Origin of the sequence: Microbacterium sp. (assembly GCF_035554235.1) — a bacterium.
GTDB lineage: Bacteria > Actinomycetota > Actinomycetes > Actinomycetales > Microbacteriaceae > Microbacterium.
Window position 1 is genome coordinate 1 of the sequence record NZ_DATMIO010000282.1, and the last position, 10,564, is coordinate 10,564.

General features: G+C 69.5%; 8 protein-coding genes. 3 read left to right on the forward strand and 5 right to left on the reverse strand.

The window, feature by feature from the left end; all coding sequences use genetic code 11:
* Positions 1 to 51: 51 nt before the first annotated feature.
* The 5 genes from dnaJ to lepA form a co-directional block, all read right to left on the reverse strand.
* Positions 52 to 1,161: a molecular chaperone DnaJ gene (dnaJ, locus tag VNT50_RS14290; RefSeq protein ID WP_325485774.1), complete on the reverse strand. Its 1,110-nt coding sequence runs from the start codon at positions 1,159 to 1,161 to the stop codon at positions 52 to 54.
* A gap of 55 nt (positions 1,162 to 1,216) precedes the next feature.
* Entirely contained in the window at positions 1,217 to 2,257 is a 1,041-nt protein-coding gene (gene hrcA, locus VNT50_RS14295; protein ID WP_325485775.1) for a heat-inducible transcriptional repressor HrcA, read from the reverse strand.
* A gap of 81 nt (positions 2,258 to 2,338) precedes the next feature.
* A complete protein-coding gene (hemW, locus tag VNT50_RS14300; protein ID WP_325485776.1) occupies positions 2,339 to 3,556 on the reverse strand; it encodes a radical SAM family heme chaperone HemW in 1,218 nt (405 codons plus the stop codon).
* Complete coding sequence (locus VNT50_RS14305; protein ID WP_325485777.1) at positions 3,556 to 4,206, reverse strand: DUF1990 domain-containing protein; 651 nt, start codon at positions 4,204 to 4,206, stop codon at positions 3,556 to 3,558. The genes hemW and VNT50_RS14305 overlap by 1 nt, the downstream gene beginning before the upstream one ends.
* 10 nt (positions 4,207 to 4,216) lie before the next feature.
* A complete protein-coding gene (gene lepA / locus VNT50_RS14310; RefSeq protein ID WP_325485778.1) occupies positions 4,217 to 6,097 on the reverse strand; it encodes a translation elongation factor 4 in 1,881 nt (626 codons plus the stop codon).
* Positions 6,098 to 6,339: 242 nt separating this feature from the next.
* On the opposite strand from lepA, the gene VNT50_RS14315 reads away from it, so the two are divergent.
* The 3 genes from VNT50_RS14315 to rpsT all read left to right on the forward strand — a co-directional run.
* Positions 6,340 to 9,492, forward strand: coding sequence for an ExeM/NucH family extracellular endonuclease (locus VNT50_RS14315; RefSeq protein WP_325485779.1), 3,153 nt, complete (start codon positions 6,340 to 6,342; stop codon positions 9,490 to 9,492).
* Positions 9,493 to 9,553: 61 nt separating this feature from the next.
* Positions 9,554 to 10,273 (forward strand): alpha/beta fold hydrolase, encoded by a 720-nt coding sequence (locus tag VNT50_RS14320; protein WP_325485780.1) that lies wholly within the window; start codon positions 9,554 to 9,556, stop codon positions 10,271 to 10,273.
* A gap of 113 nt (positions 10,274 to 10,386) precedes the next feature.
* Positions 10,387 to 10,564, forward strand: a 178-nt coding sequence (gene rpsT / locus VNT50_RS14325) for a 30S ribosomal protein S20 (protein ID WP_325485781.1), incomplete at its 3' end; no start/stop codon positions are given.

Here is a 10,564-nt window from a genome sequence, read left to right on the forward strand (position 1 = left end):
CCGGCTGAGCGGCGGATGCCGCGTCGAGGAGGAAGTGCAGGCTCACGGGGCCTACGCGCGGAACCGGTCGCGGAGTTTGGCGAACAGGCCCTGCTGGAACTCGGCGAGGTGGGGCGTGGGCGGCTTCGACTTCTTGGCGAAGTCTTCGATGAGCGCCCGCTCCTTCGCGTCGAGCCGGGTCGGCGTGACGACATGGACCCCCACGCGCAGGTCACCGCGCGTGGTCCCGCGGAGCGGGGTGATGCCGCGGCCCTTGATCGTGAGCACGTCGCCGGCCTGCACGCCGGCGCGCACCTCGAGCTCCACGGGTCCGTCGAGGGAGTCGATCGTCGTCATCGTGCCCAGGATCGCGTCGGGCATCGAGACCTCGAGCGTCGCGAGGATGTCGTCGCCGTCACGGCTGAAGATCTCGTGCGGCGCGACCGTGACCTCGATGTAGAGGTCGCCATTGGGTCCGCCCGCCGGTCCCACCTCGCCCGAGCCGGGGAGCTGGAGACGCAGCCCGGTCTCGACGCCGGCCGGAATGTCGATCGACACGGTGCGCCGCGAACGGACGCGACCCTGGCCCTGGCATGTGCCGCAGGGGTAGGGAATCGTGGTGCCGTATCCCTGGCACGAGCCGCACGGCTGGTTCGTGACGACGTTGCCGAGGAGGCTTCGCATCTGGCGCTGCACGTGGCCGGTCCCCTGGCAGATGTCGCACGTCACGGGCTGGGTGCCGGCCTGGCAGCACGACCCGTGGCACGTCTCGCACAGCACCGCCGTGTCGACCTCGAGGTCGCGGTGGGTGCCGAAGACGACGTCGCCGAGCTGGAGCGTCACCCGGACGAGCGCGTCCTGGCCGCGCTCGCGGCGCGAACGCGGGCGTCCGCCGCGAGAGCCGCCGGCGGCGCCGAAGAAGGTCTCGAAGATGTCGCCGAAGCCGCCGAACCCTGCGCCGGCGCCGCCGAAGCCCTGGTCGCCGCCCATGTCGTAGCGCCGACGCTCGTCGGGGTTGCTCAGCACGTCGTAGGCGTGCGTTACGAGCTTGAAGCGCTCCGAGGCATCGGCCCCCGGGTTGACGTCGGGGTGCAGCTCCCGCGCAAGGCGTCGGTACGCCTTCTTGATCTCGTCGGTGCTCGCATCGCGAGCGACCCCCAGCACTTCGTAGTGGTCAGCCACTGTCGCCTTCCTGTGAGCGCGCCGCGCGCGCTCGTCGTCGGTGGAACCCGCCGCCTCAGCGGCGCGTCTCGTCTTCGTCCAGCAGCCGGCTCAGGTAGCGGGCGACGGCCCGCGCAGCAGCCAGATTGCTGGGGTAGTCCATTCGGGTGGGTCCCATCACGCCGATCCTGGCGGTACCCCCGCCCGCGTCGTAGTCGCTCGTCACGATCGACGCCTCCGGGATGCCGAAGGCCTCGTTCTCGCGACCGATACTCGCCCCGAGTCCGTGCGCGTCGGAGGCCATCTCGCTCATGAGGCGAAGGAGGGTCACCTGCTCCTCGATCGCCTCGAGGATGGGGTGGATGCTGCCCCTGAAGTCCTGCTCTCGCCTCGCGAGCGTCGCGGCGCCGGCCATCACGAGGCGGTCCTGACGGAACTCCTCGAACTCCTCGGCTACGACATGGCTCACGGTCAGGAGGGCATTGTCGAGGCGAGTCGGCTCGGCGATCGGCTGGGCCCGCAGGGCGTCGATGCGCTCGGAGCCTTCCTGCACGCCTCGGCCGGTGATGAGGGCGGCCAGCCGGGCGCGCAGCACGGCGACGTCGGACTCGTCGAGGTCGCCGCCGACGATCGCGATCCGCTGCGAGACGCGGCCGGTGTCGGTCACCAGGATCACGAGCAGGCGGGCGGGGGCGAGCTGCACCAGCTCGATGTGGGTCACGCTCGCCCGCGAGAACGAGGGGTACTGCACGATCGCGACCTGGCCCGTGAGCTGGGTCAGCACGCGCACTGTGCGGGCCAGCACGTCGTCGAGATCCGTGGGTTCGCCGAGAAAGCTCGTGATGGCGGCACGCTGGGACGGCGTGAGGGGCCGCAATGCGGCGAGGTGGTCGACGAAGACGCGGTAGCCCTTGTCGGTCGGAATGCGACCGGAGGATGTGTGGGGCGCCGTGATCAGCTCTTCGTCCTCGAGCAGCGCCATATCGTTGCGGATCGTGGCGGCGCTCACCCCGAACGCGTGCCGCTCGACGATCGACTTGCTGCCGACGGGCTCGTGGGTGTCCACGTAGTCCTGCACGATCGCGCGGAGCACCTGAAGGCCGCGTTCTGTGACCATGACTGCTCCTCCCGCTGGCACTCGTCCGCCCTGAGTGCCAATTCTATCCGATCGTCCCCCGCAGGAGCCTGAGCGACGATGTCATTCCGTCAGCGCCCGCACCACCGCATCCGCGAGCAGGCGCCCGCTCAACGTGAGCACCACACGCCCGCGCACCGCCTCGCGCCCGTCGACGAGCCCGTCCGCCACCAGCCCGGCGACGGCGCGCCTGCCCGCCTCGCCCAGGACGCCGATCGCGAGACCGTCGCGGACGCGTGATTCGAGAAGGACCCGCTCGAGCAGCCGGGTGTCATCATCGAGGCGCTCGCGCCCCGCCGCGGGCGACTCCCCCGCCGCGAGACGCTGCGCGTACGCCGCCGGGTGCTTGACGTTCCACCAACGGGTCCCGGCGACGTGGCTGTGCGCGCCGGGGCCGAACCCCCACCAATCGGCGCCGCGCCAGTAGGCCAGGTTGTGGCGCGAGCGCTGAGCCGGCGTGCGTGCCCAGTTGCTCACTTCGTACCACTCGAACCCGGCGGCTCCCAGCATCCGGTCGGCGGCCTCGTACATGTCGGCCTGCAGGTCGTCGTCCGGGGCGGGGACCTCGCCGCGGCGGATCTGACGGGCGAGCTTCGTGCCGTCCTCGATGATCAGCGCGTACGCCGAGATGTGGTCGGGCTCCAGCGCGAGCGCGGACTCGAGCGAGGCGGTCCAGTCCGCGAGGGATTCGCCGGGGGCGCCGTAGATGAGGTCGACGCTGACGTCGAGGCCGGCGGCGCGGGCGGCCGCGGCGGCCGAGGCGACGTTGGCCGGCGAGTGGGTGCGGTCGAGGGCCGCCAGCACGTGCGGAACGGATGACTGCATGCCGATCGAGAGACGGGTCACGCCGGCCGCGGCCAGTTCGGCGGTGACGGCATCTGTCACCGTGTCGGGATTCGCCTCCACCGTGATCTCCGCGTCGTCGTCGAGGCCGAACGCGTCGCGCACGCCGGCGAGCATGCGCCCGAGGTCACCGGCGGGAAGCAGCGTCGGTGTTCCCCCGCCGAAGAAGACGGTGGATGCCGCCCGCCGGGGTCCTGCCGCGGCGAGCACGCCGCGCGCCAGCGCCACCTCGCCCAGCAGCACGTCGGCGTACTGGTCCTGGCGGGACCCCCTCAGTTCACCCGCCGTGTACGTGTTGAAGTCGCAGTACCCGCAGCGCACGCGGCAGAACGGCACGTGGAGGTACACGGAGAAGGGCGTGGCGGGGTCGATCGAGGACGCCGCGGGCAGGCTTCCATCGGCGGGAGCGGGCTCGCCGAGCGGAAGCGGGCCGGCCATCACGTGGGCGTCGAATAGAGGGGCGAGATGGCCCGGAGGTAGCGCGTGAAGAGCTCGCGCCGACGGCGGCGCGTCATGGCAGGGACGACCTTGTAGAGGAACGCCCGCGGGGCGTCGAACGCCCTCACCGTGAACCACACCTCGTCGTTCGCGTGCCAATCGAGCATGAACGACTCCTCGCCGCTCACGACGGCTCCATCCACCGTGCCGAGGGCGTAGCCGACGCGTCGCGCCTCTTCGACCACGAAGATGACCCGCCGCTCGCCGTCGATCTTCATCCCGCCCACGCGGCCATGCAGGTGCACGGTCGTGCCGGGCCCGACGAAGGGAGTGCCGTCGGAGTCGAAGCGCTGCTCGGCCTCGAGACGGCTCGGAGCGACGGGGTGGCCTTCCGCATCGAAGCTGACACCGGAGTACATGGGGCCGGATGCCGGGCGCACATCGCTCAGGGACAGTCCCGCCGCCTTCTGCGCGGTCCACGAGAGCAGGGCCTCGCTCGCGGTCTTGAATCGGGCCTCACCGCTCCCGATGCGCCAGGACTCCTCCGCGGGGATGCTCCGCTCGGGCGGATACTGCATCAGATCCGGTGCCTGAGTCGCCCCGACGGCGGCGTAGTCGACGGTCTCGTCCCTGAACGTGCCGCGGCGCATGGGTTCCAGCCTACTTCGCTGCCTTGGTCTCGACATCACCCGACAGAGCGGCGATGAATGCTTCTTGCGGAACCTCGACGCGACCGACCATCTTCATGCGCTTCTTGCCTTCCTTCTGCTTCTCGAGCAGCTTGCGCTTGCGGGTGATGTCACCGCCGTAGCACTTCGCGAGCACGTCCTTGCGCATCGCGCGGATCGACTCGCGGGCGATGATCCTGGCACCGATCGCCGCCTGGATCGGCACCTCGAACTGCTGGCGCGGGATGAGCTTCTTCAGGCGCTCGGTCATCAGCACACCGTAGGCGTAGGCCTTGTCGCGGTGCACGATGGCGCTGAACGCATCGACGGGCTCGCCCTGCAGCAGGATGTCGACCTTGACCAGGTCGGCCTCCTGGTCGCCGCTCGGCTCGTAGTCGAGCGACGCGTACCCGGCGGTCTTCGACTTCAGATTGTCGAAGAAGTCGAAGACGATCTCGCCGAGCGGCATCGTGTAGCGGATCTCGACGCGATCCTCGCCCAGGTACTCCATGCCCAGCAGCGTTCCCCGGCGCGATTGGCAGAGCTCCATGATCGTGCCCACGTAGTCCTTCGGCGCGAGGATCGCGGCCTTGACCATCGGCTCGGTCACGCTCGCGATCTTGGTGCCGGAGGGGAACTCGCTGGGATTGGTGACCGTGTACGTCTTCCGGTCGTCGGTGGTCACCTCGTACGTCACGGACGGCGCCGTCGAGATGAGATCGAGCCCGAACTCGCGCTCGAGGCGCTCGGTGACGATCTCGAGGTGGAGAAGGCCGAGGAAGCCGCACCGGAATCCGAAGCCCAGCGCGACGGAGGTCTCGGGCTCGTAGTTCAGGGAGGCATCCGACAGCTTGAGCTTGTCGAGCGCCTCACGCAGCACCGGGTAGTCGCTGCCATCGATCGGGTAGAGGCCCGAGAAGACCATCGGCTTGGGGTCGGTGTATCCGGGCAGTGCCTCCTTGGAGGGCTTCGCCGCGTTCGTGACGGTGTCGCCCACCTTCGACTGGCGCACATCCTTCACGCCGGTGATCAGGTATCCGACCTCCCCCACGCCGAGCCCCCGCGTCGGGGTGGGCTCGGGCGATGAGACCCCGATCTCCAGCAGTTCGTGCACGGCACGTGTGGACATCATCTGGATCCGCTCGCGCGGGCTGAGCTTGCCGTCGATCATGCGCACGTACGTGATCACACCGCGGTAGGAGTCGTACACCGAGTCGAAGATCATCGCCCGCGTAGGCGCATCGGGGTCGCCCTTCGGCGACGGGATCTGCCGCACGACGTGATCGAGCAGCTCCTCGACGCCGAGCCCGGTCTTGCCGCTGACCCGGAGCACGTCCTCGGGCTTGCCGCCGATGAGGCTCGCAAGCTCTTTCGCGTACTTCTCGGGATCGGCGGCGGGCAGGTCGATCTTGTTCAGCACCGGGATGATGTGCAGGTCGTTCTCGAGCGCCAGGTAGAGGTTCGCGAGCGTCTGCGCCTCGATCCCCTGTGCGGCGTCCACCAGCAGGATTGCGCCTTCGCACGCCGCCAGCGAACGACTGACCTCGTAGGTGAAGTCCACGTGACCCGGGGTGTCGATCATGTTGAGCGCGAACACCTCGTCTGGCTGCGCCGACCCGGTCACCGCGCCCGTCAGCGACCAGGGCATCCGCACGGCCTGGGACTTGATCGTGATGCCGCGCTCGCGCTCGATGTCCATCCGGTCGAGGTACTGCGCGCGCATGTCGCGATCGGAGACCACCCCGGTGATCTGCAGCATCCGGTCGGCGAGCGTGGATTTGCCGTGGTCGATGTGAGCGATGATGCAGAAGTTGCGGATCTGCTCGGGGGGCGTCGCGGCGGGCTCGAGCTGCTTCAGGGCGCGGGGTGACATGTCCGCTCGATTCTACGGGGCGGGAGCGCCGCCCGCCCGCGCGCGCCGGCGACCGGCCCGTGCGTGACGTGCGTGAGGGGAACGGGACGGCTTCATGCACTGTTCACGCCCGGTTCGGCATCCTCTCTTGCCACCCTCACGGGCGCCATGCATGCTCGATCGGGGGACGCACGGGGGAAAACCGAACATCGCCGCTCGGACAGGACGACCGCGCCCGGGCACCACTGAAGGAGACAGCACAAGTGCGCCATGCATCCATGCCCCGCCCGGCGGAGGACAGAAGCAGGAAGCTCGTCGGGTCGGTGGCGGTCGCCACCGTGGTCGGTCTGGCGACCGCCACCCTTGCCGCGCCGGTCGCGGCATCCGCGGCGGTATCGCCCAGTGCACCGGTCGTGATCAGCGAGGTCTACGGCGGCGGCGGCAATTCGGGCGCGACGCTGAAGCGGGACTTCATCGAGCTGTACAACAAGAGCGCGGCGCCCGTCGACCTGGCCGGCTGGAGCGTGCAGTACGCGTCGGCAACCGGCACGTCGTGGCAGGTCACCCCGCTCGTCGCCTCCGCCCCCGCGACCGATGTGATCCTTCAGCCCGGTCAGCACCTGCTGATCGGTGAGGCGGCGGGAGCGGGAGGAACGCTCGAGATCGCTCCCGATGTGAGCGGCTCGATCCCCATGAGCGGCTCGGGCGCCAAGGTCGCGCTCGTCAGCTCGGTGACGCCGTTGACCGGCGCTGCCGGGAACACCGCGCTCCCGCAGGTCATCGACTACGTGGGATGGGGCGGCACGGCGAACGAATTCGCCGGCACCGGGCCCGCCCCCGCGACGAGCAACACGACCTCTATCGCCCGCAGCGCCGCGAACGAGAACACCGCGAACAACGCCGTCGACTTCGCGGCCGGCGCCCCGACACCCACGGCACGGGTCACGGGGGATCCCGATCCGGATCCCGAGCCGGAGTTCCACTCGATCTCCGACATCCAGGGCACCGGAGCGGAGTCCGAATTCGCCGGAGAGCCCGTGATGACCCGCGGCGTCGTGACGGCGAGCTACCCCACGGGCGGATACAGCGGCTACGTCATCCAGACGGAGGGCACCGGAGGATCGCTCGACGCCTCGCACACGGCATCCGATGCGATCTTCGTCTACTCGCCTTCGACCGCCACAACCACCCCGCTCGGTGCGTACGTGGAGGTGACCGGTCTGGTGAGCGAGTATCGCAACAACGCGAACGACCGGCGGGCGGTGACGCAGATCACGGTCGCCTCAGACGCCGGCCGCGCGATCCTCGCCGATCCGTTCACCGCTCCCGTCCCCGCGACCACCTCGTGGCCGGCCACCGACGAGGGCCGCGAAGCGCTCGAGTCGATGCTGATCTCGCCCGCCGGCCCCTTCACCGTCACCAACACGTTCTCGACGAACCAGTACGGGGAGGTCGGTCTCGCGGCCGGCACGACGCCGCTTCGTCAGCCGACGGATGTCGCGCTGCCGGGCTCGCCAGAGGCCGCGGCGGTCGCCGCCGACAACGCTGCGCGTGCCGTTGCGCTGGATGACGGCGCCTCCACGAACTTCCTGAACGCCGCGAACCAGGCGCTGACGCCGCCGTGGATCTCGACCACTGCGCCCGTGCGCGTCGGGGCGGCCGTGACGTTCACCGACCCGCTGATCGTGGACTGGCGCAACAACACGTGGAAGCTCCAGCCCACGGCTCCGCTCAGCGCGGCCGATCCCGCGGGCTACCCGGCGACGTTCGAGAACACGCGCACCGGCGCTCCCGAGCCGGTCGGCGGCGACATCAGCGTCGCCTCGTTCAACGTGCTCAACTACTTCACCACCCTCGGCACCGATTCGCCCACGTGCGATCCCTTCACGGACCGCGCCGGCGACGGGGTGACGGTCGAGAAGGACTGCCCCCAGCGCGGGGCGTGGGATGCCGAGGACTTCGCGCGGCAGCAGGTGAAGATCGTCGAAGCGATCAACGCCTTGGACGCGAGCGTGGTCGGCCTCCTCGAGATCGAGAACTCCGCGGCGCTCGGCGAAGCGACCGATGAGGCGCTGGGCGCTCTCGTGACCGCGCTCAACGCCGACGCCGGGGAGGAGCGCTGGGCATTCGTGCCCTCGCCCGCGAACCTCCCCGACCCGCTGACCCGGGATGTCATCACGAACGCGATCATCTATCAGCCGGCGCTCGTCACGCCCCTCGGGGCCTCGACCGCCCTGGGCGACCAGAGTGCCGACGATCAGGCGTTCGGCAACGCGCGGGAGCCGATCGGCCAGGCGTTCTCTCCGGCCGATGGTGGCGAAGACTTCGTCGTCGTGGTCAATCACTTCAAGTCGAAGGGCTCCGCCGGCCCGTGGCCGGGAGACCCGGACGCGGGCGATGGCCAGGGCGCGTCCAACGAGTCGCGCGTGCGACAGGCCACCGCCCTCCGGGACTGGATCGCGACCGACCCGACGGGCGCCGGCACCGATTCGGTGCTGCTCGTGGGCGACTTCAACGCGTATGGCCAGGAAGACCCGCTGCAGGTGCTCTACGCCGCGGGCTTCGTCGATGCCGAGCACGCGTTCGAGCTGGGCGAGAGCTCGTACTCGTTCAGCGGTCTGTCGGGTTCACTCGACCACGTGCTGCTCAGCGGCGCCGCGGCCGACCGCGCCACGGGCGCCGACATCTGGACGATCAACTCCCCCGAGTCGCTCGCCCTCGAGTACAGCCGCTACAACTACCACGGCACGCTGTTCTACGCGCCCGACGCCTTCCGCTCGAGCGATCACGACCCGGTAAAGGTCGGCCTGAAGGCCGGGCTCGAGGCATCATCGACCACGCTCGCCCTCGCGAAGACCGAGGTCGTGTACGGCGCGAAGGGCACGGTCTCAGCCACCGCGACGGTCACGGCGGATGTCGCGGCCACCGGTTCGGTCCAGTTCCTCGTCGGCGGGGCCGTCGTGGCGACGGCGCCGCTCAACGGCGGTGTGGCAACGGCCACGCTTCCCCTGCCGGGGACCTTGGCCGCCGGTGCGCACGACGTGATCGCCCGGTACACCGGATCGGCCCTCGTCGCGGCGTCCGAGTCGGCACCCGTTTCGATCACCGTTCGCGCCGCGGCATCCGACACCGATCTGATCGCGGTGCTCCCCGTGCACGTCAACCGCGCTCTGCCCTCGACCCTGGTGGCATGGGTGACGCTCGAGACCGGCAAGGCGCCCGCGGGCGCCGTCGAGTTTCGTGAGGGCACCACGGTGATAGCGACGGTTCCCGTGGTGAAGGGCTCGGCGAGCGTGCGGCTCCCGAACACCCTGACGCGCGGCATCCACTCATACACCGCGACGTTCGTGCCGGCAGATGCCACCAACGTCGTGGGTTCGGTCAGCGGCGAGGTCGCGGTTCGGGTCGTTCGCTAGCTGAACGACAGCCGAGCGAAGTACGGCTCAGCGATTCCGTGGGCGGGCATAGCCTGGGGCAGTGACCGTCCAGGTGGTGTTCGTCCACGGAATCCGCACGTCGGCGACGATGTGGCGCGCGCAGCTCGCCCACCTCGCCGAACGCGGGATTCCGGCGAACGCCGTCGATCTGCCCGGTCACGGCAGCCGCATGGCCGAGGACTTCACGCTGGACGGTGCCTTCGCGACGATCGACGAGGCGGTTCAGGATGCCGCGGCCTGCGGCCCCGTGCTGCTCGTCGGGCATTCCATGGGCGGCCTGATCTGCGTTGAGTACGCGGGACGCGAGGACCCCCCGCCCATTGCGGGGCTCATCGCGGCGTCATGCACGGCCATCCCGCGGGGTGTGGGCCTGTCCACATATCGACTCCTCGCACGTGGGGTGGACTCGCTCCCCGACCGAGGGATGTGGCTCACGAACCGCATGCTCGATCGCATCCTGCCCGACGAGACCCGCGCCGACTTCGGGGCCGGCGGCTATGCGCTGGACGCGCAGGACATCGCGCTGCAGAGCCTCTCCGTCCTCGACCTGCTGGCGGCATTGCATCGCATCGACGTGCCGCTGTGGTTCGTCAACGGGCAGTTCGACCAGCTACGCGTCAACGAGCAGCTCTTCGTGCGTGTCGCCAAGCATGCCGAGCTGATCGTGGTGCCGCGCACGACCCACCACGTCACGGTGATGCGTCCGCGGGTCTTCAACGCGCTGCTCGACGTCGCGCTCACGACCCTCGAACAGACCTGATAGACTCGGTGATTGGCTTGCGTGTGGGTTATGCCCTCACGACCGCCGTGCGGCAGCCCTCTTCTGCAACTCGGCAACTCCATCGCTCACCGAACGAAAGTCCGATCACTCACGTGGCAAACATCAAGTCGCAGATCAAGCGCAACAAGACCAACGAGAAGGCGCACGAGCGCAACAAGGCCGTCAAGAGCGAGCTGAAGACCGCGATCCGTCGCACGCGCGATGCCGTCGTCGCTGGCGACAAGTCCGCGGCCGAGAAGTCGCTGCACGTCGCGACCAAGAAGCTCGACA